At 68.5% G+C, this 22,270-nt stretch carries 15 protein-coding genes, 1 tRNA gene and 1 pseudogene; 12 read left to right on the top strand and 5 right to left on the bottom strand.

The window, feature by feature from the left end; genetic code table 11:
* Positions 1 to 19 precede the first annotated feature (19 nt).
* The 4 genes and pseudogenes from MLE42_RS11280 to MLE42_RS11270 all read left to right on the top strand — a co-directional run bounded on the left by MLE42_RS11280 (position 20) and on the right by MLE42_RS11270 (position 6,542).
* Positions 20 to 1,009 carry an AAA family ATPase gene (locus MLE42_RS11280; RefSeq protein ID WP_243287986.1) on the top strand — a complete coding sequence of 330 codons (990 nt, stop codon included), beginning with the start codon at positions 20 to 22 and terminating at the stop codon, positions 1,007 to 1,009.
* On the top strand, positions 1,006 to 2,325 hold the full coding sequence (locus MLE42_RS11275; protein WP_243287985.1) for a DUF58 domain-containing protein: 1,320 nt from the start codon (positions 1,006 to 1,008) through the stop codon (positions 2,323 to 2,325). The genes MLE42_RS11280 and MLE42_RS11275 overlap by 4 nt, the downstream gene beginning before the upstream one ends.
* A gap of 113 nt (positions 2,326 to 2,438) precedes the next feature.
* A pseudogene (locus tag MLE42_RS16385) lies at positions 2,439 to 3,149 on the top strand (DUF3857 domain-containing protein); the annotation flags it as partial.
* Between the two features lie 69 nt (positions 3,150 to 3,218).
* Entirely contained in the window at positions 3,219 to 6,542 is a 3,324-nt protein-coding gene (locus MLE42_RS11270; RefSeq protein WP_243287984.1) for a transglutaminase domain-containing protein, read from the top strand.
* A gap of 287 nt (positions 6,543 to 6,829) precedes the next feature.
* Here the strand turns inward: MLE42_RS11270 and MLE42_RS11265 are convergent.
* From MLE42_RS11265 to MLE42_RS11255, 3 genes are all read right to left on the bottom strand, one after another.
* A tRNA-Ser gene (locus tag MLE42_RS11265) sits at positions 6,830 to 6,919 on the bottom strand.
* Positions 6,920 to 7,022: 103 nt separating this feature from the next.
* A complete protein-coding gene (locus tag MLE42_RS11260) occupies positions 7,023 to 7,439 on the bottom strand; it encodes a hypothetical protein (protein WP_243287983.1) in 417 nt (138 codons plus the stop codon).
* Between the two features lie 30 nt (positions 7,440 to 7,469).
* Positions 7,470 to 8,696 (bottom strand): c-type cytochrome, encoded by a 1,227-nt coding sequence (locus MLE42_RS11255; RefSeq protein WP_243287982.1) that lies wholly within the window; start codon positions 8,694 to 8,696, stop codon positions 7,470 to 7,472.
* Positions 8,697 to 8,821: 125 nt separating this feature from the next.
* On the opposite strand from MLE42_RS11255, the gene MLE42_RS11250 reads away from it, so the two are divergent.
* From MLE42_RS11250 to MLE42_RS11230, 5 genes are all read left to right on the top strand, one after another.
* Positions 8,822 to 9,463 carry a helix-turn-helix transcriptional regulator gene (locus MLE42_RS11250; protein ID WP_243287981.1) on the top strand — a complete coding sequence of 214 codons (642 nt, stop codon included), beginning with the start codon at positions 8,822 to 8,824 and terminating at the stop codon, positions 9,461 to 9,463.
* Positions 9,464 to 9,523: 60 nt separating this feature from the next.
* On the top strand, positions 9,524 to 10,606 hold the full coding sequence (locus MLE42_RS11245; protein WP_243287980.1) for a DUF2891 domain-containing protein: 1,083 nt from the start codon (positions 9,524 to 9,526) through the stop codon (positions 10,604 to 10,606).
* A 211-nt stretch (positions 10,607 to 10,817) separates the two neighbouring features.
* Entirely contained in the window at positions 10,818 to 12,290 is a 1,473-nt protein-coding gene (locus tag MLE42_RS11240; RefSeq protein WP_243287979.1) for a hypothetical protein, read from the top strand.
* 34 nt (positions 12,291 to 12,324) lie between these two features.
* Positions 12,325 to 14,382, top strand: coding sequence for a hypothetical protein (locus MLE42_RS11235; protein ID WP_243287978.1), 2,058 nt, complete (start codon positions 12,325 to 12,327; stop codon positions 14,380 to 14,382).
* Between the two features lie 10 nt (positions 14,383 to 14,392).
* On the top strand, positions 14,393 to 15,511 hold the full coding sequence (locus MLE42_RS11230; RefSeq protein WP_243287977.1) for a PKD domain-containing protein: 1,119 nt from the start codon (positions 14,393 to 14,395) through the stop codon (positions 15,509 to 15,511).
* On the opposite strand, the gene tadA is transcribed toward MLE42_RS11230, so the two are convergent.
* Positions 15,508 to 15,963: a tRNA adenosine(34) deaminase TadA gene (tadA, locus tag MLE42_RS11225; RefSeq protein WP_243287976.1), complete on the bottom strand. Its 456-nt coding sequence runs from the start codon at positions 15,961 to 15,963 to the stop codon at positions 15,508 to 15,510. The genes MLE42_RS11230 and tadA overlap by 4 nt on opposite strands.
* Positions 15,964 to 16,167: 204 nt before the next feature.
* Between tadA and carA the strand changes: the two genes are divergently transcribed.
* Entirely contained in the window at positions 16,168 to 17,250 is a 1,083-nt protein-coding gene (gene carA, locus MLE42_RS11220; protein ID WP_243287975.1) for a glutamine-hydrolyzing carbamoyl-phosphate synthase small subunit, read from the top strand.
* Positions 17,243 to 20,452 carry a carbamoyl-phosphate synthase large subunit gene (carB, locus tag MLE42_RS11215; protein ID WP_243287974.1) on the top strand — a complete coding sequence of 1,070 codons (3,210 nt, stop codon included), beginning with the start codon at positions 17,243 to 17,245 and terminating at the stop codon, positions 20,450 to 20,452. The genes carA and carB overlap by 8 nt, the downstream gene beginning before the upstream one ends.
* A 24-nt stretch (positions 20,453 to 20,476) precedes the next feature.
* Here the strand turns inward: carB and MLE42_RS11210 are convergent, their stop codons facing one another.
* Positions 20,477 to 21,658 (bottom strand): tetratricopeptide repeat protein, encoded by a 1,182-nt coding sequence (locus MLE42_RS11210; protein ID WP_243287973.1) that lies wholly within the window; start codon positions 21,656 to 21,658, stop codon positions 20,477 to 20,479.
* A gap of 164 nt (positions 21,659 to 21,822) precedes the next feature.
* On the opposite strand from MLE42_RS11210, the gene MLE42_RS11205 reads away from it, so the two are divergent.
* Positions 21,823 to 22,224: a CoA-binding protein gene (locus MLE42_RS11205; RefSeq protein WP_243287972.1), complete on the top strand. Its 402-nt coding sequence runs from the start codon at positions 21,823 to 21,825 to the stop codon at positions 22,222 to 22,224.
* Positions 22,225 to 22,270 lie beyond the last annotated feature (46 nt).

The following is a 22,270-nucleotide window of genomic DNA, read 5'->3' as shown; positions in this document are numbered from 1 at the left end:
TTCCATCCCAGGACTCCCCATGACGACGCCCTCCGCCTCCCCCGATCCCGCCCGCATCCCTTGGGCCGCCGAGCAGGCCGAAGCCCTCCGGACCGAGATCCACCGCGCCCTGGTCGGCCAGGGACCGGTGGTGGGCCAGGTGCTGGCCGCCTTCCTCGCCGGCGGTCACGTGCTGCTGGAGGGCGTGCCCGGCCTGGGGAAGACCCTTCTCGTGCGGGCCCTGGCCACCACCTTCCAGGGCGCCTTCGCCCGCATCCAGTTCACGCCGGACCTCATGCCGAGCGATGTGACCGGCCACGCCATGTGGGACATGAAGAGCGAGCAGTTCCACCTCCGCCGCGGCCCGGTCTTCACAAACCTCCTCCTGGCGGACGAAGTGAACCGCGCTCCGGCCAAGACCCAGGCGGCGCTGCTGGAGGTCATGCAGGAGCAGCAGGTGAGCCTGGAGGGCCGCACCCTGCCCGTGGAGGCGCCCTTCATGGTGCTGGCCACGCAGAACCCCATCGAGCAGGAGGGGACCTACCCGCTGCCCGAGGCCCAGCTGGACCGCTTCCTGCTGAAGGTACGGATGGACTATCCGGAGGCCGCCGAGGAGGCCGCCCTGGTCCGCCAGGTCACCACCGATACGGTTGGCGACGCCCTCCGCGTCGATGGTGTGCGTCCGCTCATGGGCGCCGCCGAGGTGCTGGAATTGCAGCGCCTGGTGGCCACGGTCCGCGTGGATGACGCAGTGCTGGATTACGCGGTCCGCATCGTCCGGACCACCCGCCAGTGGCCCGGCATCGCCCTGGGGGCCGGGCCCCGGGGCGCCATCGCCCTGGTGCGCACGGCCCGCGCCCAGGCCCTGCTCGAAGGCCGCGACTTCGCCACGCCGGATGACGTGAAGGCCATGGCCCTCCCCGCACTCCGTCACCGCATCCAGCGCAGCCCCGAGACGGAGATCGAGGGTCTCGGCTCCGACGACCTCCTCCTGGCCCTCCTGGCCAAGGTCCCGGCCCCCCGCGCATGATCCCGACCCTCCGCCTGCTGCGCCTGCTGGGCGCCTGGACCCTGCTGGGGCTGGCCGCCTCGGTGTGGGCGCGGGTGATGCCGGCGTGGCGGGTCGCCGGCTGGATGCTGCTCGCCGCCGTGGCCATCGACCTCATCCTGGCCCTATGGCCCAAGGGCCTGACCGGCGAGCGGGAGGTGCCCGGCAGCCTCGCCCTCGGCGAGTGGCGGGAGGTGCGCCTGCGGCTGCGGAACCCCTCCCCCTTCAGGCTCCAGGTCGAATGGTTCGATCATCATCCGCCGGATTTCGAAAGCCGGGGGCTGCCTTCGCGCCATGGGCTCCCGGCGCGCGGGTTCCTCGACCAGGCCTACCAGGTCCGCCCCGCGGCCCGCGGACGCCGCGCCTTCGGTCCCATCCAGGTGCGCGTCACCGCCGGCCTGGGCCTCTGGGCGCGAACGCTGAAGCTGCCGGCCGCCTTCCCCGTGAAGGTGTTCCCGAACTTCGCCGCCGTGGCCCGCTACGCGCTCCTGGCTACGGATCAGCGGCTGTCCATGCTCGGGATCCTCAAGCGCCCCCGGCGCGGCGAGGGCCTGGATTTCCACCAGTTGCGGGAGTACCGCCAGGGCGACACCATCCGGCAGGTGGACTGGAAGGCCAGCGCCCGCAGCCGGAAGCTCATCTGCCGCGAGTACCAGGACGAGCGGGACCAGCAGGTGGTCTTCCTGCTGGACTGCGGGCGCCGCATGAGCCCCCTGGACCGGCTGGACGGCCGGGAACTGGGGCACTTCGACCAGGCCCTCAACGCCCTGTTCCTGCTGGGCTACGTGGCGCTCAAGCAGGGGGACGCGGTGGGCGTGGCGACCTTTGCGGAGGACCGGCCGCGCACCGTGGCACCCCACAAGAGCCTCGCCACCCTCGAGCGGCTCTTCCAGGAGCTCTTCGACGTGCAGCCCACCACCCATGCCCCGGACTACCTCGCGGCGGCCGAGACCTTCCTGCGCCAGTTCCGGAAACGGAGCCTCGTCATCCTGCTGACCAACCTCCGGGACGAGGAGGACGCCACCCTGCTGCCGGCCCTGGACCTCCTCCGCAGCCGCCACCTGGTGCTGCTCGCGAACCTCAGGGAAGGCGTCGTCGACGAGTTCCTCGCCCGGCCCGTGACCGGCTTCGAGGCCGCCCTCGACCATGCGGTGGCCCACGACTACATGGCCCGGCGCGGAACCCTCTTCCAGCACGTCCTGCACAGCGGCACCCGTGTCCTGGATGTGACCCCCGCCAAGCTTCCCACCGCGCTCGTCAACCGCTACCTGGAGCTGAAGGCGAGCGGGGCGTTTTGAGGGGATGCGTTGCGTCCAGCCAGCTGAACCAACCCCCTCGGCTCAAGTGACCGATGGGTTCTATACTCTAGCTTCATCCCCCTCGGCTTCTCCTGGAGTCCCCTCGAACTTTCATGAAGGGAGTGATCTTGTTTCGCCCCGTTCCTTTCCTCACCGCCCTCAGCCTCGTCGCCGGTACCCCGTCATCCCAGCCAACGGCGCTCCGGAACCTTGTCGAAGGCGAAGCCTTCGCCATGCCGGCGGAACAGCTGCTGAGGCTTGCACAGGATCTTCCTGCGGACCCCTCCTTCGACGTGATCCAGTTGATCGAAGACGATCGATTCACAACCGATGCGTCCGGCAAGCTGGTCTCCGTCTACCGGTATGCCTTCCGGGTCGATCGCGAGGGAGCGCTGCCGGGTTGGGGACGGGTCCAGGTTTCCTGGTCTCCGTGGTTCGAAGAGAGACCCACCATCCGTGCGAGGGTCATCACGCCAGACGGCAAGGAACACCTCCTCGATCCCTCGACACTCGGAGATGCCCAGGTCCAGGACGAGTCGCAGGAGGTTTATGGCGATCGCAAACAGGTTCGCGGCCCGCTCCCCATGCTGAAGACAGGTGCTGTGGCAGAAGTTGAGATCTGTGTCAGGGAGAACCGGCCCTTCGCCTCCTCAGGAATCCGGCGCAGCTTCCCGTTGACCTGGAATGTGCCGGTGCACCGTTCGAGGCTCGTGATCGATGCTCCTGCTGGGACATACCTGAAGCATCGCATTTACGGGCTTCCCGAGTCGGCAGTGAAGGTGGAGTCCCGGGGGGACCGGAAGCTCATCAGGGTCGAGCATGACCTGTCCGAACCTCCGCGCGCCCGTGAGCCTTTCCAGGCTTTCGATGAGGAGGAGTGGCCCTCCCTCCTGTTGTCCACGGCACCGTCCTGGGCGAAGGTCGTGACGGAATACCGGGCCATGCTCGAGCCCTGCCTCAGTGCCCCCGGGCTCCACACCTGGGTCCAGGAGGCCGTGGGCGGGGCAGAGTCGAGGGACCAGAAGATCCAGCGCCTCCTCTCCCGCCTGCAACAACAAGTCCGGTACGTCGGATTGGAGTTCGGAGAGGCGGCGATCATGCCGCGCAGGCCGGAGGAGACTTTGCGCCGGGGCTACGGAGACTGCAAGGACCAGTCGGTCCTGCTGGCAAGCCTTCTCCGCGAAGCGGGGATCGAAGCCCATGTCGCCCTCCTGCGTGCCGGCGAATCCAGGGATTTCACGCCCGAATTCCCGGGGCTCTCGGCATTCAACCACGCCATCGTCCACGTTCCGGGCAGATTCCCCCTCTGGATCGACCCGACGGTTCCCCAGGCCCGGGTGGGTCAGATTCCACCTCCGGATGCGGGACGAAACGTCTTGATCATTGCGCCGGATACCAAGGGGATCACTCGGGTCCCGGCATTCGCGGCCCAGGAGAACTGCGAGGCCCAGACGCGCGAGATCTTCCTGGCCAGCGATGGGCCGGGTCGTGTCGTGGAGACCACCACGACGCGGGGAGTCGCCGAAGTGAGCCAGCGTATCCAATTCACCGGGGCGGAACCCGAGAGGGTGAAGGCAGGGCTGAAGGACTATGTGAAGAACAACTACCGCGCGGAAGTGGTCGGAGATTTCAGCTTCACTCCCCCGCTGGATCTGGAACAGCCCTTCCGCATGCGCCTGGAGGCCCTGAAGGTGGGCTACGCCTTCACCTCCACCAAGGACGCTCGCGCCGTGCTCAATCCTTGGCCGCTCGTCTCCGCCCTGAACGAGTACCTCAAGCCCGGGGAACTGGACCCCAGGGAGAAGATGGCCACGGGGGAGAAGACGGCGGACTCCAGGCCACGTCGGACCCATCTCCAGCTGGCGCGGCCTTGGTCCGGGGAGTTCACCTGGACCATCCATCCCCCCGATGGCTACACCCTCGAGGCGCTGCCCGCGAACCGGATCTGCCCATTCGGGCCGGCGAAGCTCCAGATGGCTTGGCGGTGGGGGCGGGATGGCGATGTGGAGGCGGTGTTCAGATTCGACTGCGATCAGCTCCGGTGGACCCCGAAGGAGGTGGATGAGGCCCGAGCGGCGCTGAAGGCCTTCGGCGAGGAGCCCATCCCAGTGGTTGTGTTCCAGAATCGTGGAGAAGCCCACCTGGAGGCTGGCCGCCTCCGGGAGGCCATGGCTGAATTCCGCCGCCTCTCGGCGCGGCATCCGGAGTTGCCCGCGCCACTGGTTCGGTTGGCGCAGGCCCAGTACGCCGCGGGCCTCATGGAGGCTTCGCGGAACACCTTGATCAAGGCCATCACCCTGGATCCGACAGCGGAGAATCCCCATCGCCAGCTGGGCTGGAACCTCGAGCACGACGACCTGGGACGGCGATTCAAGGGCAATTGGGACCGCGGGGGCGCGGTCGCGGAGCTACGGAAATCGATGGAATTGGCCCCGGACCTTCGCATGGCTCGCCTGGATCTCGCGATCCTTCTCGGGCACGACCAAGCAGGAGACTGGTGGGCCTCCCAGGACATCGACGCCGCGATCCAGCTGTACCGAGATCAATTGGCGCGCGGGGCAGATGCCCGGGCCCAGGAGCAGCTCACCACCGCTTTGGCCCGCACCGGGAAGTTCGCTGAGGCTCGAGCCTCGACACAGCGCTTGGAGGAGGCGAAGGAACGACTTTCGTGGACCGTGGCTCTGGATGCATGCCTGGGAGAGGTCTCCGCTGCCATCCAGGAAGCCAGGCGGTCCATCCAGGATCCCGAGGTGCGCAGGAAGGCTTTCCAGGATGCCTCGGACTTGCTCATGGACCTGAGGCGTTACTCCGAAGCGGGCCTCATCGCGCAGGAGTGCGGCACCGGGAGTGATGGGGCGAAGTACCGATCCAGGGCCGAACTCGCCGCGAAGTTGCAGTTCAACGAGCGCTTCCCCGAGGAGACCAGGACCCCGTTCGGTGCGGTGCAGGCACTGGCCAGAGCCACCTCTCGACCGGATTTCGATCCGGACAAGACCCTGTTGCTTCTGAGCCCGCCCCAGCGACCGATGGGAAAGGACAGGGCCACCCTCCTCACTGCGCTCGACGGGTTCCACTATCTGCGTACAGGAGGCATGGACTGGCGCCGCCAGAAGCTCGACCAGTTCTTCTCTGATCCGAAATTCGCCATCGAGGGGACGGACGAGACCGGGTACTGCATCAAAGCGCCCAGGCCCAACATCATTCCCTCACCGGTGTTTGTGAGCCGAAAAGATGGGGGTTTCCGAGTCGTTTCGTGGGGTACCCAGCCCTCCAGGCTCGGGAAGGAGGCCCTCTGGGAAGCCGACCACGGCCATCTTGAAGCGGCGCGCGCATGGCTGGACCGCGCCATGGACCAAGTGGTGCAGCCCACTGTCCAGGATCCCTTGATCGGGCATCCGGTGGGGTTCGTCTGGGCCCAGGGTCGAAAGGGTGGGCTGGAGGAGATCCGGCTCGCGGCTTCGGTTCTCATCATCCTCGGGGAGTCCCACGAGGCGGCCTGGAAGATCGTCGAGTCGGCCGCGGACAAGGCCACGGAACCGAACCTCCGAAGTGCGCTCCTGAGGGCACTCGCTTTGAATCCACCTCCCGGTTCCAGTGTGGCGGATCCACTGACCGCCAAGCTCCTGGCCCTGTGCCCCGGCAACCCGAGGGCCGTCAATTTGCGTTCCTACATTCTGAGGAGGGCAGGCCGATTCGAAGAGGCCCTGGCGATCGTCCGTGCCTCCCGGAAGGAGCGCCCGAACGACCTCACGCTCGCGCAGGAGGAGAGTCGCCTCCTGAGTTGGAGCGGGCATTGGGACGAGGCCAATCAGGTACTGGAGCAGGCCATCAAGGCAGGAGGGGAATCGGCTTCGGTCCTGAACACCCTGGCGTGGAATGACGTCTGCCGGGGGCGAGTCACCAGGCAGAGCGCAGAGTGGGCCGAGCGGGCGGTGCAGCTAGCCAAGAACGCCTACAACAATCACACGCTGGCCTGTGTCTATGCGGAATTGGGCCGCTATTCCGAAGCTCGGGCGGCGCTTCTCGAGTCCGTTCCGGCCGAAGGCCCGATCACCCATCCGACTTGGCTGGCGATGGGCCTCATTGCGCAATCCCTGGGTGATCTGGATTCAGCGAGGGTCTACTACGCTCGCGTGGATGTCCCCGAGAACCCGGAAGAGCCCACCCCAGAGAGTACCAAGGTTCTGGTCCGGAAACGCTTGGCTTCCATGAAGTGACCCGTCGTTGACAAGAGTGCTCAAAACTGGCCCCACGTCTCTTGTGGATTCCATACCGAACCCCGGTATCACAGCGGACACTTGGAGAGGGAGGGGTTCTTCTGGATCCCTGTGTCTCAAATGAGCGTCCGATACGACCTGCTGTCCTGGGAGAGTGGCTGTCAGATAGAACGGTCTATGACCTCCCCGAAGCATCCTAACCCCCACTTGGGGGCTTGCATCTTGTACCGGTGGTAGCGCGGTGGTAGACGACACGATAAAGCCCACTCGCTTGAGTGGGCTTTATCTGGCGGAGAGAGAGGGATTCGAACCCCCGTTGAGGTCACCCCCAAACCTGATTTCGAGTCAGGCGCCTTCAACCGCTCGGCCATCTCTCCGGATCGTCCAGTCTAGCAAACCGGGGGTGAGATTCCAGTCTCGGGATGCCTGGAGCGGCTACTGGTGCGTGGCGTCGGGGTTCGTGATCCCGGTGCGGAAGGGTCAGGCCAGGTCGGGGTTGTACCCGGGGATCCGGCTGACCGCCGCCGCTTCCCGCACTTCCGTGAGCTGGGCCAGCGTGTAGGCCGCGAGGGCGAGGAGGAGGTCGCGGACCGCCACATCGAGGTAGGCGCCCATGGTGAGCAGGTTCAGGGCGATGCCCACGAGCCAGATGCCGGCGACGTAGGCGCCCAGGCGGGTCCAGCGGGTGAGGATGGCGAGGCCGACGGCCATCTCCACCAGTCCGATGGCGCGCATGAAGGTGGCCGGGGAGACGGGGATCACGCGCAGCGCCAGGGGATTCAGGTAGAGCTCCCACTTGGCGAGGAGGTTGAAGTACTTATCCAGTCCGGCCAGGAAGGGGGCGGCGCCGAGGCCGATGCGCAGGGCCCACCAGCTCGTGTTCAGCTTGTCGTTCATGGTCTGGTTCCTTTCTTCAAAAGGGGAGCCTCACAGGCTCTTCAGGTACTCGACGAGGTCTGCCTTCTGGGCGCTTGTCAGCCCGAGGCCCTTCCGGGTGTCGTAGGTCTCGACCACCGCGCCCAGCGTGGGGGCGGTGCCGTTGTGGAAGTAGGGCGCGTGCTGCCAAAGCCCGGCCAGGGGCGCGGTCCGGTACATCCTGGTGGCGCTTCGCGACGCGTAGCTTGGAACGCCCGCCGGTTCGGGTTCGCTGACCACCTCGCTGGGCAGGTGAAGCCGGAGGTTGGCGTCGGTCAGCGCCGGGCCGGAGTGGCAGGCGGCGCACTTTCCCGAACCTTCGAAGACGGCTTTCCCCCGGGCGGCGGCCACGGCATCGAAGCTCCCGGCCGGGGGCTGCGGCGCGGCGAGGCTCAGCTGGTAGGCCTGGAGGGCCGGCAGCTTGGCGGACACTAGGTCCGTCGTCCCGTTCGTGACGTTCACGCCGGTGCGGGGCTCGGAGAAGCTGCCCTGGCCGCCCATCTGGGTCACGGCCACGTAGCGGTTCCAGTAGGCGAGGTCACTGCCGTCCCCGGTGGCGGTGACGCTGTGCACGCCCAGCAGCCCGTAGGCCGGCGGGATCACCTGGGGCCCGTTCTGGCCGTCCAGGTTGAAGCGGGGGTCGTACTTCCCCTTGCCCCAGGAGGCGTAGACGGCCTTGGCGCCCACGGGCACCGCGGGGGAGAGGGCGATGATGGCGCCCGGGTTCAGGTCGCGGTTGGCCCAGCCGTCCAGGCGCCTGCCGATGCCCGGCGCGAAGGAATCGTCCACGGTGGAGTGGCACAGCGCGCAGGTGATGCCGACCCGCGTGAGGGTGTCCTTTCCGTTGATGCTCTCCACCGTGCCCTTCACCCCCACGACGGCGTTGAGCTTCAGGAGAGCCACCGTGGTGGCCGGGTCCGTCAGGCTGATGGCCCCGCTCTGGATCCCCTGGACCACGGCCGACGGCAGCGCCTCGGCATCCACCTTCAGGCCCACGGACAGGGCGGTGGTGGGATCCACGGCGGAGGCGATCACCTGGTGCATGCCCAGGGTGTCCGTCCAGAAGGCCTCATCCCCGAAGGTGTCGTTCCGGAAGATGTCCTTGCCCTGGGCGACCAGGACCGGGTCCAGGGGCGGCTCACCCGGGACGGCCCCCGCGCGATGGCTGGCATAGCAGCCGGCGGCGGCGAGCAGGGCCGCGACCGGGAGGGCCAGGGCGTATCTCTGGGGCAATTTCATGGCGGACTCCTTGCCCGGACGGGGCTCCCGTGGTTCACCTCCTGAATCTAGGGATTCGATAAAAACAAACAAGAATGTTTAAATTGTTTAAACTCTCAGCACCTGATTCGCCTGTGGAGGCGGCCATGAAGAACCTGCACGAGAATCAGCGGAAAATCCTGGAGCACCTGCTCAGCCACCACGAGGGCGCCTCGCTGGACGAGCTGGCCGCCCACCTGGGGCTCACGCGGACGGCGGTGCAGCAGCACGTCCTGAAGCTGCTGGATCTCGGCTACCTGACCTACTCGGACACGAAGGGATCCGTGGGCCGGCCCCGGCGGCGCTACCTGATCTCGGACGAGGGGATCGATGTCTTCCCCAAGAAATACTCCTGGCTGGCCAATGCCATCCTGGCCCAGCTCGCCCAGGATCTGGGCCCCGGCGGCGCCAGGTCCTTCATGAGGAACCTGGCCGGGGCCGTGGCGGCCTCGCTGGAGAGCCAGGTGAATCCCGCCGATCCCCCGGCCCAGCGGCTGAGGAAGGTCACGGCGCTCATGAACGAGCTGGGGTACCGGGCCGTCCTGAAACCCGGGGGAACCGCCGGGGAAGCCGCCATCGAGGCGGTCAACTGCGTCTACCACTCCGTGGCCAAGGCGCATCCGGAGCTCTGCCAGTTCGATGTGAGCCTCATCGAGCAGGCCTCCGGGATGAGCGTCCACCTGGAGACCTGCATCGCCAAAGGGGGCGCCGTCTGCCGCTTCTGCGTGGCGAAGGCGCCCCGGCGCTGAGGACCGCGAGCGCCCTCGGTCCGCCGCCGTCCGATAGAATCCAGCATCCGGGAGGCGGGCATGGGCGCTGGGGCATGGATGCTGGGATTGGCCGTGGCGGCCTCGCTGTCCGCGCAGGAGGCGGACCTCGCCCTGACGGACGCGACGGCGGATCGCTTCGCGGCGCTGGCGCTCAAGTGCGCGCGGCAGGAGTACCCCAACAAGCTGGATCACGTGATGAACGGGGCGGGGGAGGTGCAGTCGCCGAAGGCCCTGCATCCGGCCTTCTACGGCTGCTTCGACTGGCACTCGTCGGTGCACGGGCACTGGATGCTGGTCCGCCTCCTGCGCACCCACCCGGGCATGGCGAAGGCGGCGGAGATCCGCGCGGTGCTGGACGAGAATCTGGCGCCGGAGCGCATGGCGGTCGAGGTGGCCTACCTGGACCAGCCCAACCGGCGGAGCTTCGAGCGCACCTATGGCTGGGCGTGGCTGCTCAAGCTGGCGGCGGAGCTGAAGACCTGGGACAGCCCCGAGGCCCGCCGCTGGTCCGCGGCCCTGCAGCCCCTGGCGGATCGCATTGCCGCCGCCTACCGAGACTTCCTGCCCAAGCAGACCTACCCCATCCGCACCGGTGTCCACCCCAACTCCGCCTTCGGCCTGGACCTGGCGCTGGATTACGCGAAGGCCGCGCCGGACCCGCGGCTGGAGGCGGCCATCCTCGAGCGGGCGCAGGCCTGGTTCGGCAAGGACCGGCGCGGCCCCCTGGCCTGGGAGCCGGGCGGAGAGGATTTCCTCTCGCCCTGCCTGGAGGAGGCGGCCCTGATGGCGCGTGTGCTGCCCCGGGATCGCTTCGGCCCCTGGCTGGGCGCCTTCCTGCCAGGTCTGCCCGGAACGCTGGCGCCCGCGGTGGTCTCGGACCGGACGGATCCCAAAATCGTCCACCTGGATGGCCTGAACCTGAGCCGGGCGCGCGCCCTGTACGACTTGGCCCGGACCTTCGGGCCCAGGGATCCCCGGCGGTCCGCCCTGATCCGGGCTGCCGACCGTCATGCCCGGGCCTCGCTGCCCCACCTGGCCTCCGGAAGCTACGAAGGCGAGCACTGGCTGGCCACCTTCGCCGTGCGCATGCTCGAGGCCAGGGGCACGGGTATCAACAGATAACGAGGGAAGATAAAAGGTAACTTTTCGGTTATCTATGATTTGCCTGGCTGAAAAATACCATCTCGACTCTTGACTCGCGGACGCCATCGCACGACCATCGGCAGGCATTGCCTGACATCCATGTGCAAGGTTGACCACCCGCCCGGAGGGTTCTGGATCGGCTTCGCCGATCCATTCGAGAGCCTTCCGGGCCCTGCCGAGGGAGGATTTCGTGAGACTGCGAACCTATTCCATCGCCACCGTGGCGCTGGTGAGCGTGTTCCCGCTCGCCGCCCCGCTCCAGGCCTGCTGCGACGACTTCTGGAGCTGCGTGGGCGCCGTGGCCTCCGGTGGGCTCACCTGCGCGGTGGAAAGCCTGATCAACAGCATCAACACCCTCATCCAGAACGTCGGGCGCCTGGCGTCGACCCTGGGGCAACAGGCGGCCGACGTCGTGAACCTCGCCAAGACGGAACTGAGCGGCGCCGCCAACGACCTGCGAAACCTGGCCGGCCAGGCTGAAGGGGACTTCAATGCCGCCGCCCAGCTGGCCCAGTCCGTCCTGAACGAGGCCAGCCGTCCGCAGGTGATGGTCCCCCACGTGGCGCCCGGTGTCGCGGCGGCCGCTGGCTCCGCGGGAACGCGGGCGGCCATCGCCGGCGTGCAACCCCCCGGCGTCCGCCCGGGCGCCACCACCGCCACGGCGAAACCCGCCACAGTGGGCACGGTGGGCGCGGTCGGCGCGGGCACGGGAGTCCGGATGGACCAGCTGCCGGCCGACCCCCAGGAGGTGACGGATGCCCTGCGGAGAGCCAAGGACGCCATCGACGCCCTCCGCCCCGACGTGACGCAGCCCATCAACCAGGTCCGCCAGTTCGCCACCCAGGCGGAGCAGCAGGCGGCCTCCGCGGCCTCCTCGGCCGCGAACATCGCCCAGACCGCCCTGCTGGCCCCGCTCCAGACGCTTGGCAACATGCTCACGGACCTGGTCAACCATCCGGAGCACCTCTTCGATCCCAGCAAGATCGTGGATGACGCCATCACCCAGATCACGAGCCAGGCCATCACCACCATGACCCAGGTGCATGACGCCGTGATGCAGCAGGCCAAGGGCACCCTCGATCAGGCCCAGCGGCCCATCCAGGACGCCCTCGACCGGGCCTCGGTGGCGAAGAAGATCGCCGACGCCATGCAGAAGGTCCAGCACTCGAGGACCAAGGCCTCCTGCGACGCCCTCAACGGCCTGATCCCCCGCCAGCGGCTGGATGTCCGCGCCTTCGTCACCCATGTGGCCGGGGCCGCGCCCGCCCCCGGGATCCAGGTCCTGAACCTGAGCCAGCACCGGACCATGGCCTTGGCGCCCTTCAACCGGACCGCGGCCTCGCGTCTCACCGCCCGGACCGCCGGCACCCAGATGGGCGCCAAGCTCAAGGGCCCCTGGCAGGAGTTCAAGCGCATCCAGGCCACGGCGCCCAAGGTGGACCCCGCGGCGAAACCCCGGGTGGATGCCGAGATCTCCCGCCGCTTCGCCGGCAAGTCCGGGCCGGCGGCGGACGCCGAGAAGCGAGCCATGCTGAACGAGGCCCGCGCGCGCTTCGCCAAGGATCCCGCGCTGCTGCGGAAGGTCGAGGCCATGCTCGACAACGATCCGGTCATCCGGGGCCACCTGGGCGGACCGCACGGCCCCGCGGTGCGGGAGCAGTAGACCCTCGAGTTCCCCTCTTGCCAGGGAGGCATGTGTGATCGACCGGTCTCTGCGGACCCTCATCCTGGCCGCCGCCGCCTCTGTGGCGGTGGCGGCCGGAGAGGCCTTCGAGCTGAAGCTGCCCGCGACGCCGGGTGGGCCCGTCCAGGGCACCGCCACGGCGCCCGCAGGGACCGAGTGGGTGGTGGTCTTCTACCGTGTGGCGGGCGAGGAGGAGTTCTCCAGCTTCAACCTGGATGTCGGTCCGGACGGGACCTCGTACGCGGGACAGCTGGAGGCGGCCATCCCCGCCGGGGCGAAGCTGGAGTACTACGCGGCGCTGCGCACGCCTTCCGGCATCAAGTACCTGCCCCAAGAGGCTCCCGCCTCTTTCGCCAGCCTGCAGATGCCCGGCACGCCCTCGGCCCCCGCCGGCGGGGCGGCCACAGCACAGGCTCAGACCCAGGCCCAGGCTCAGACCGGGGCCGCGTCCGTTCCGCCTCCGGGCGGAGCTCTCGGCGGGCAGCCTCCCGCCCACGGTCCCATCTACTTCGACGGCGCCTTCGAGCGCGTGGCCCATCATCAGGAGCCGGTGCCCGGCGAGCAGCGGAACCTCGCCTCAGGCCAGATCCGGTTCGCCTACCAGAAGGAGGAGGACGGCCACCAGGTGCTGCTGAACGCCCGGGTCGTCTACACGAATCAGCCCCTCGGCACCCAGACGCGCTGGAGCCTCGGCGACCTCCAGGCGGTCTACGCCTCGGGGAACCACAAGCTTCAGCTGGGCGACATGGTGGTCCAGGAATCCGAGTTCACGCTGGCTGGGGCGGGCCGCCGGGGGCTCGACTATGCCTATTCCGGGCAGCCGCTGGGCGCCCACCTCTTCGCCTTGAACACCCAGGCTCATTCCGGCACGGACGGCCTGGCCTGGCCCGAGAAGGGCAGCGAGGTCTATGGCGGGTCCCTCGGCTACGGCTGGCTGGCCGGGAACCTCCGGGCCAAGATCGTCTTCCTGTCGGGAAAGGATGACCCGACCACGGCCGTGAACATGCTGTCCCTGTACGCGCCCATGGTGCGGGATGGGTCCACGGGTTCCTTCCTCCTCGACGGCCGGTTCTTCGACAGCCGGCTGGCCCTGTCGGGAGAGTACGCCCGCAGCCTCTTCACGAAGGACCTCGTGAACCAGGGGACCCACCTCACCGATCAGGCCTGGCGCCTGGGGGGCATGTGGATGGATGGCCCCTTCAGCGCCCAGTTGGGCTACCGGGACGTGGGGCGGGACTTCGGCACCGTGGGCGTGGCCTTCTTCGTGGGGGACCGCCGCACCCTGAACGGCAGTGTGGGCTTCAACCGCTCGACCTGGAGCCTGAGCGCCACCGCCGTGGACGAGCGCACCAATCCCACCGGGCAGCCGGGCCTGGACCAGGCCTGGAACCAGTCCCAGAGCCTGGACGCGCGGGTGGGCCTGACGCAGGCCCTGTTCTGGCGCGTGGGGGTGCGACACGCCCGCCAGGAGGCCGAGCTGGTCTCCAATCCCCTCATCCCCTTCAGCAACAGCAACCGGTCCGGCCTCACCACCGGCTTCGACCTGATGCTGCCGCCCGCGTCGAGCCTGACCTTCAACGCCCAGTTCGACCGGCTGCGCGCCGAGGGCGCCAGCGATACCCGGGGCACCAGCACCACGTTCTCCCTGGGCGGGAGCCTGGGCCTGGGCGCGCGGGTGCGGGTCTCCCCGAACCTGAGCTGGTCCCGCACCCTCAGCGATCCCGGCGACCAGAAGACCACCATGGAGAACGCCTTCCTCAACGCCGATGTCGCCCTCATCCCCGGGCTCCTGGGCTTCCTCCTGAACGGGGGCGTCTCCCGCACCATCCTGGTCACCGGCGACGTGGTGGAGAACTCCGTGGCGGAGGGCACCCTGCGCCTCTTCCTGGACACCTTCCTCAAGGGTCGCGGCCGGGCCAGCCTGGGCCTCAAGGGCCGCTACACCCACGCGCCCGACCTGGCAGCCCTGGCCCGGAGCACCGCGGCCACCGGCGTCCCGGCCACCGGCACCGCCACGGCCCCCATGGCCAACGACACGCAGGTGTCGATCCTCCTGAACGTCTCGTACTGAGGAGCTGCCCATGCGAACCCTCCTCACCCTCCTCCTGCTGCTCAGTTCCCTGGCTCTCACGGCCCAGGGCGCCATCACGGTGAGTCCGGGCGTACCGGTCTCCGGTGCGCCCACGACCTTCGTGCTCTCGCCGACCTATCCTCCGATCGGGCCCGTGTCCTGGGACTTCGGGGACCAGTCCGTTCCCCTCAGCGGCGGGACCGTCGCCAGCCACATCTACGCCCGCACGGGTTCCTATGTGGTCCGCGCAACGTACCCCTTCGGCTCCCTCACGGGAATTCCGGCCACGGTCCAGCTGCCCATCCGGGTCGCGGACCGGCTCGGCCCCGCCGCGCCCTTCACCATCTCCATGCTGCGCCTCCGCTGGGAGGATGGCCGCGTGGACACCACGGTGGAGCAGGGCTTCAGCCCTCTGGCCGCCTATGCGGACCTGAAGTTCGAGGGCACGGGCCACCTCCAGGCCCAGTGGGTGGTGGACGGGATTCCCCTGAGCACCTTCACGGCCCCCCTGGCCTTCGCGGGCGCGGTCACCCTCGATTCCCGCAGCGCCATTCCGCTTCCCACCACGGACTACGGCGAACACCGCGTCACCCTGCGGATCCTCTCGCCGGCCATGCCCTTCGAGTCGCCGCAGATCCGGTACTTCGTGAGGCTGGGTGGCGAGGAGGCCCCCCAGGTCGACGACGTGGTCCCCGCCGCCGCACGCTCCGGCGAGGAGACCGAACTCCGCATCCGGGGCCGTCGCCTGGCTCCGGGCATGGCCCTCTCCTTCGGGAAGGACGTCGCCCTGGTGGCGCCCCTCCGCTTCCCGGAGCCCGGCTGGGCCATCGCCCGGGTCTTCGTCTCACCCACCGCCAGGCCCGGGTTCCGCGAGGTCCAGGCCTTCAGCAAGGCGGGACGGAGCCGGGGACCCGCCCGTCTGGAGGTGCTGCCCCGGCCGAGGCAGGCCGCCGCCGCGGGACCGGCGCCAGCACAGCCCTCGCCCCTGGTGGCCTTCCTCTGGTCCGAGGGAGAGGGTGTGGCGCGGCCCAGCCTCCTCCGGGCGCTGACCGCCGCCTTCCTTCCTCCGGGCGAGGAGGATCCGCTGGAGGCGAGGCCCGGCCTCTTCCAGGCGGCGATGCAGCGCTAGCCCCGCCGCCGCCGGAAGAAGGCCTGGAGCTGCTCCCGGCATTCGGGCTCCAGCAGGCCGCCCTCGAACGTGAACCGGTGGTTCAGGGCCGCGCCATCGAGCGTGTCCAGCCAGCGGCTGACGCCCACCTTGGGATCCGAGGCGCCGAACACCACGCGCCCCACCCGCGCATGGATCAGGGCGCCGAAGCACATGAGGCAGGGCTCCAGCGTCACGTAGAGCGTGGCGCCCGTGAGCCGGTAGTTCCTGGCCCAGGCCCCGGCCGCCCGCAGAGCCTGGATCTCCGCGTGGGCGGTGGGGTCGTTCAGCTTCACCGGATGGTTGTGTCCCCGGCCCAGCAACGCGCCCTCGGACACCAGGACCGCCCCCACGGGCACCTCGTCCAGGCGGTCCGCCTTCTCGGCCTCCTCGAGGGCGAGCTTCATGAAGTAGATGTCGTCACCCGTCCACATGCGTTTCAGTGTGGCTCAAACGGCGTGATTTATCTGGGGAACAAAGGAGCAGTATGGCCGAAAATCCCTTGAACAAAAAGGCTGATCCTCGGTTTCCCAGGTCGTTACACTCACTTTGGTCCTTCGGACCGATGTCATTCTCACGACCCCGCGGCGGCCCGGCCCCCGCGGGGTTTTTGCAGAGCCGCCGAGCGGGGGACGCACATGCGAGCGCACCTGATCCTGAAGGACGGGACCATCTTCCGGGGGCGTGCGCCGTTGGGGTTCGGTGGGGGCGGCGAGGCGGTGTTCACCACGGCCATGGCCGGCTACCAGGAGATCCTCACGGATCCCAGCTTCGCAGGCCAGATGGTCTGCATGACCTTCCCCGAGCAAGGCATCTACGGCATCCACGCCGACCTGAACGAGGGCACCCGGCCCTGGGCCACGGGCCTGCTCTGCCGGCGCCTCACCTTCGCGCCTGACCACACGCGCTCCGAGGGTGACCTGGCGGGCTGGCTCAAGCGCCACCACATTCCGGTGATGACGGATCTCGACACCCGGGCGCTGGCCCAGCACCTGCGGGACCAGGGCTCCCAGCCGTCCCTCATCTGGACCGAACTGGACGGCAGCCTCGAGGCCGGCGTGGCCAAGGCCAAGGCCCTGCCCGACATGACCGGCCAGGCCCTCTGCGCCGAGGTGAGCTGCCAGGAGCGCTACGAGCTGAACCCCGGCGGCACCTTCCGCGTGGCGGTGCTGGATGGCGGCATCAAGCTGAGCATCCTGAGGCAGCTGGAGGCCGTCGGCCTGCACCTGGAAGTCTTCCCCTGGGACGCCCCGGCCACGGAGCTGGCAGACAAGCGCTTCCACGGCCTCTTCCTCAGCAACGGCCCTGGCGATCCCGCCGCGCTGCCCGGCATGCAGAAGGAAGTGGAGGCCTGCATCGGCAAGCTGCCCATCTTCGGCATCTGCCTGGGCCACCAGCTGCTGGGCCAGGCCTTCGGCGGCCGCACCTTCAAGCTCAAGTTCGGCCACCGCGGCGCCAACCAGCCCGTGCATGACCTGACCACCGGCCGCATCGAGATCACGGCCCAGAACCATGGCTTCGCGGTGGACGAGACCAGCCTGCCCAAGGAGATCGAGGTCACCCACAAGCACCTCAGCGACGGCACCGTCGAGGGCCTGCGGCACACCAAGCTGCCGATCTTCTCGCTGCAACACCATCCCGAGGCCTCACCAGGCCCGCATGACGCGCACCCAGCCTTCCAGCGCTTCGTCGACATGCTCCAGGAGGTCCACCATGCCTAAGCGGACGGATCTGAAGAGTGTGCTGGTGCTGGGCTCGGGGCCCATCCAGATCGGGCAGGCCTGCGAGTTCGACTACTCGGGGACGCAGGCGCTGAAGGCCCTGCGGGAGGAGGGCATTCGAACGATCCTCCTCAACTCCAACCCGGCGTCGATCATGACGGATCCCGGCCGCGCGGACGCCACCTACATCGAGCCGCTCACGCTGGCGGTGCTGGAGAAGGTCCTCGAGGCGGAGCAGCCCGATGCCATCCTGCCCACGGTAGGCGGCCAGACGGCCCTCAACCTCGCCATGGAGGCCCACGAAAGCGGGCTGCTGGAGCGCACGGGCGTCATGCTCATCGGCGCCCAGCCTGAGGCCATCAACCGCGGCGAGGATCGCCAGCTCTTCAAGGCCCTCATGGACGACCTGGGCCTGGAGACCTGCCGCGGCGGGTTCGCGCACAACATGGGCGAGGCCCGCGACCTGCTCAAGCTCACTGGCTTCCCCGCCATCATCCGCCCCAGCTTCACCCTGGGCGGCAGCGGTGGCGGCATCGCCTACAACGTGGACGAGTTCGAGACCATCGTGGCCCGGGGCCTGGACCTGAGCCCCACCAAGCAGGTGCTCATCGAGGAGAGCATCCTGGGCTGGAAGGAGTTCGAGTTGGAGGTGGTGCGCGACCTCGACGACAACGTCGAGGTGATCTGCTCCATCGAGAACCTGGATCCCATGGGCATCCACACCGGCGACAGCATCACGGTCGCGCCCGCGCTCACCCTCACGGACCCCGAGTACCAGCGCATGCGTGACGCGGCCCTTGCAGTCATCCGCGCCGTGGGCGTGGAGACGGGCGGCTCCAATATCCAGTTCGCGCTGGAGCCCGAGACCAGCCGCATCATCGTCATCGAGATGAACCCCCGCGTGAGCCGCAGCTCCGCGCTGGCGTCCAAAGCCACCGGCTTCCCCATCGCCTGGGTGGCGACGAAGTTGGCTCTGGGCTACCGGCTCTGGGAGCTGCCCAATGCCATCACCCACATGACCAAGGCGGCCTTCGAGCCGGTGCTGGACTACGTGGTGGTGAAGATTCCCCGCTTCACCTTCGAGAAATTCCCGCAGGCCGAGAAAGTGCTCGGAACTCAGATGAAGAGCGTGGGCGAGGTCATGAGCCTCGGCCGCAGCTTCCAGGAGGCCCTGCAGAAGGCCGTGCGCTCGCTGGAGGAAGGCCACAGAGGCATCTCCGGCGCCCTGGAAGGGAAGCTGGACCTGGGCCGCCTCAAGGAGCACCTTCTCATTCCGGGGCCCCAGCGCATCTTCTGGGTCTACCACGCGCTGAAGGCCGGCCACAGCGTCGAAGAACTGCATCGCCTCACGAAGATCACCCCCTGGTTCCTGCGGGAGATCGAGGAGATCGTCGTCCTGGAGGGCCGCCTGCGCAGCTTCCCCGTGGACCGGCTGCCCGCCGAGCTGCTGGAGAAGGCCAAGCGCGCCGGGTTCGCCGACGACCAGATCTCCGTATTCTGCTCTGGCACTGAAGCGGAGGTCGCCGCCCGCCGCGAGGCCCTGGGCCTGCGCCCCGCCTACAAGCGGGTGGATACCTGCGCGGGCGAGTTCCAGGCCGAGACACCCTACCTCTATGGCACCTGGGAGGATCACAGCGAAGCGGAACCCACGGACCGCCCCAAGGCCATCGTGCTGGGCAGCGGCCCCAACCGCATCGGCCAGGGCGTGGAGTTTGACTGCTGCTGCGTGCAGGCGGTGGAGGCCATCCGCGCCAGCGGGGTGGAGGCCATCCTCATCAACTGCAACCCCGAGACCGTCAGCACGGACTTCGACACCAGCGATCGGCTCTACTTCGAGCCCCTCACCTTCGAGCACGTGAAGGCCGTGGTGGACCGCGAGGCCGCCGGCGGGAAGCTCCTCGGCGTCTTCGCCCAGTTCGGCGGCCAGACGCCCCTGAAGCTGGCCTCGCCCCTGGACGCCGCGGGCGTGAAGCTGCTGGGCACGCCCCTCAACACCATCCTCGATGCCGAGGACCGCGAGCGCTTCGGGCGCGCCCTCAAGCGCCTGGGCATCCCCGCGCCCGCCTGGGGCATGGCCACCAGCTTCGAGCAGGCCAAGGACATCGCCCAGCGCCTGGCCTACCCGGTGATGGTGCGCCCCAGCTTCGTGCTGGGCGGCCGGGCCATGGCCGTGGTCTTCGACGACAAGGGCCTGGAGAAGTACATGCGGGAGGCCGTGGCGGTGAGCAACGACCAGCCCGTGCTGCTGGACCGCTTCCTGGACGGCGCCCAGGAGCTGGACATCGACGTGGTCTGCGACGGTGAGGAGGTGGCCATCGCGGGCCTGCTGGCCCACATCGAGGAGGCCGGCATCCACAGCGGCGACAGCTACGCCGTGATCCCGGCCCTGGGCGTGCCCGAGGACATCCTGGAGACCGTGAAGGGCTACGCCCGCAAGCTGGCCCTGGACCTGGGCGTGAAGGGCCTCATGAACCTGCAGTTCGCCGTGAAGGATGGTGTCGCCTACTGCCTGGAGGCCAACCCCCGGGCCAGTCGCACGGTGCCGTTCGTGAGCAAGGCCACGGGCGTGGACTGGGCCGGCGTGGCCGCCCGCATCGGCCTGGGCCAGAGCCTCAGGCAGCAGGGCGTCACCGACGGTGTGCCCCGCGCCGTGTCGGTCAAGGGCGTGGTCTTCCCCTTCGCCAAGTTCCCGGGCGTGGATCCGGTGCTGGGCCCCGAGATGAAGAGCACCGGCGAGGTCATGGGCATCGGGGAGGGCTTCGGTGAGGCCTACGCCAAGGCCCTGCTGGCGGCGGGCATCCCCCTCCCGCTGTCGGGCACGGTGTTCCTCACGGTCAACGACCGGGACAAGGCCCGCCTGCCGGAGCTGGCCCACAAGCTGGTGGCCCTGGGCTTCGGCCTGTGCGCCACGGAAGGCACCGCCCGCACGCTGGAGTCCGTGGGCCTCAAGGTGCGGAAGATCTTCAAGGTGAACGAGGGCCGGCCCAACGCGGTGGACCTCCTGAAGAACGGCGAGGTGCAGTGGGTGATCAACACGCCCCTGGGCCGCGATGCCTTCTTCGACGAGAGCGCCATCCGCCGCGAGGCCCTGCGCCTGAAGATCCCCTGCCTCACCAACCTCAGCGCCGCCCTCGCCGCCTGCGAAGCCGTCGAGACCCTGCGCGGGGAGATGAAGGTGCGGGCGATCCAGGCATTGACTTGATCCAGGCTCGTCTCCTCCGGGTGTTCAGGGCCGCAGGTTATAGCGGTTGATGAACCTCTCGATGGCTCCAGGGTTCGCCTTCACCCAGGCTTCGTAGTCGGGGCGGAAGGCCTCCCGGTAGCGGAGCAGGAAGAGCGCGGCGTCGAGCTGACCCTCCTGCTGGAACGCGAGGAACTGTTTGAGGATGCGGTCCCTGGGCTCGGTCTTCGCCTGCGCACAGGCCTCGCGGTAGGCCTTGAGGGCCAGGTTCCAGTAGAACCGCTCCTGCTGGAATCGGGTCTTCAGCTCTGGGAGGTCGCCGGATCCGGCCGTGTCGCCGGAGACGGTGATCGTGTCCAGTACGGCGCTGGCCAGGACCAGCCAGATGGCGGTGGCCTGAGGGTCCTCGGAAGAGGCCAGGCTGATGGTTTGCTTGCCGTTCCGGTCCCATCCGACCACGACGCCGGGCTTGAAGGCCAGGCGAGCCATGGGCCGGCCCTCCGAGGTCCGGCGCCAGGAGAGGGGTTGCCAGCTCGCTCGGTTGGCGGGGAAGACCCGAATGGCCGCGATCATCGTGGCCTCGGCCTCCTTCTTCCGGCCCAGGGCCGTCTCGGCGTCTGCCAGGAACCTCCAAGCTCGTGGGTCCGAGGGATCCAGCTCCGCGGCCCTGCGGAACCAGGGGATGGCTTCCTCCATGCGCTTTTCCGCGAACCAGGTATCGCCGAGGTAGAGGGCTGCCTTGGCGAAAGCCGGGCTCTCCTTCAGGGCCTTTGCGTATCCGGTCCGGGCGCTTGTCCAGTCCTCCTTGCCGAAGGCCGCTTCGCCCTCGTCGAAGGCCTTGAGGGCAGCCGCCGTGGGCTCGGGGGGGACGGGCCGTTCGTCGTCCCGGAGGTGCTGGAGGAATGACATCGCCTGGCTGATGGCGTTCCGATCCGGACCGAGGTCCAGCAGGGACTCCGCGCTTTCCTCGGCGCATTCCTTGTGCCAGGCCGAGGCCCAGCCCTTGGTCTGCTTCGCCAGTTCCCGGTGGACCTGGGCCTTGATCCAGAAGGGCTGGATGTCCTTGGGATCCCGAGCGATGGCCTCGTCCAGCTGGGCCAGCGCGGCGTCGACCTTGCCCTCCTTCAGGAGGTCGAGGGCCTTCTGGGTGGGCAGGACCGGGACCAGGGCAGGGGGCGAGGGCGGAGCCAAGGCGAGGATCGCCGGGACGAGGAGGGGAAGGGCCATGGAGAATCCTGGGAATGCTCAAGGATTCCGGCCCAGCTGAATGGGGTCAAGTCCCGCCAGTGCGGCCTGAGCGGCCAGCGCCGTGGAAGGCGCGGCGACGATTTCGTGGCTTTTCCGCGCGAGGGCCCGGGCATCATGTCCCTTCTTCTGATTCCGGAGGTGCCATGTCCGTCCAAGACCGCATCCAGTCGTTCCTCGCATCCGGGCCCTTCGCGGTGGTGGGGGCCAGCACGGACCGGTCGAAGTACGGCAACAAGGTGCTGCGCTGCTACCAGCAGCACGGGCACGAGGTCTATCCCATCAACCCCAAGGCGCCCGAAGTGGAAGGCCTGAAGGCCTACCCCTCGCTGGCGGCGCTGCCGGTGAAGGTGGCGGCCATCTCGGTCATCACGCCGCCGGCGGCCACGGAGCAGGTGGTGCGCGAGGCCGCGGCCGCGGGCGTGAAGCACATCTGGATGCAGCCCGGCGCCGAGAGCGACGAGGCCGTCCGCGCGGCGGAATCCCTGGGCATGAACGTCATCGCCGGGGGGCCCTGCCTGCTGGTGGTGATGGGCTATCACGAGTGAATTCGCTGCGCGAATTCACCTGAGGAAGGCTTTTTGAATTCGCGAA

This window comes from Geothrix terrae, from assembly GCF_022808775.1.
Lineage (GTDB): Bacteria > Acidobacteriota > Holophagae > Holophagales > Holophagaceae > Geothrix > Geothrix terrae.
The sequence above is the reverse complement of the archived record's forward strand: the minus strand, read 5'-3'. Positions and strand labels throughout refer to the sequence as shown.